General features: G+C 71.0%; 1 protein-coding gene. It reads left to right on the forward strand.

The window, feature by feature from the left end:
• On the forward strand, positions 1 to 944 hold a 944-nt coding region (locus tag IE295_RS33145), incomplete at both ends, for an alkene reductase (protein WP_190067517.1).

Genomic DNA, 944 nt, shown 5'->3' on the forward strand with positions numbered 1-944 from the left:
CCGATGACGCGCAGCCGTGCGGGCGCGAACGGGATCGCGACCGAGCTGATGGCGGAGTACTACGCCCAGCGCGCCACGGCCGGTCTGATCATCACCGAGGGCGTGCAGCCCTCCGTGGTCGGTCAGGGCTACCCCTGGACCCCGGGCCTGCACAGCGACGAGCAGATCGCTTCCTGGCGGAAGGTGACCGACGCGGTCCACGCCAAGGGCGGCCGGATCTACGCGCAGATCATGCACACCGGCCGGGTCGGGCACCCCGTGCTCCTGCCCGAGGGCATGACCCCGGTCGGCCCGTCCGCGGTCGCCGCCCAGGGCCAGGTCTTCACCGCCGAGGGCATGAAGGACTTCGTCACCCCCCGCGAGCTGACCGAGCCCGAGATCCTCGCCACGGTCACCGACTTCGTCACCGCCTCCCGCAACGCGATCGAGGCCGGCTTCGACGGTGTCGAGCTCCACGGCGCGAACGGCTACCTGATCCACCAGTTCCTCGCCCCGAACTCCAACCAGCGCACCGACCGCTGGGGCGGCAGCGTGGAGAACCGCATCCGCTTCGCCCTCGAGGTCGTCCGCGCGGTCGTCGCGGAGATCGGCGCGGACAAGACCGCCCTGCGCATCTCCCCGACCAACCCGCTCAACACCATCGAAGAGCCCGAGCCGGCCCCCGTCTACACCGCACTGGTCGACGCGATCGAGCCCCTGGGCCTGGCCTACCTCCACATCCTCGAGGCCAACGCCGACATCCGCGAGCTCACCCTCGACCTGCGCAAGCGCTTCACCGGCACCGTCGTCCTCAACGCCTTCACCGGCGGCCCCACCGGCCCGGACGACCTCCACCTCATCGAGGACGGCATCGCCGACATCCTCTCCTACGGCTTCCTCTTCGTCGCCAACCCCGACCTCCCCGCCCGCCTCAAGGCCGGAGGCCCCTTCAACACCCCCGACCC

Source organism: Streptomyces griseocarneus (assembly GCF_014655595.1).
GTDB classification, from domain to species: domain Bacteria; phylum Actinomycetota; class Actinomycetes; order Streptomycetales; family Streptomycetaceae; genus Streptomyces; species Streptomyces griseocarneus.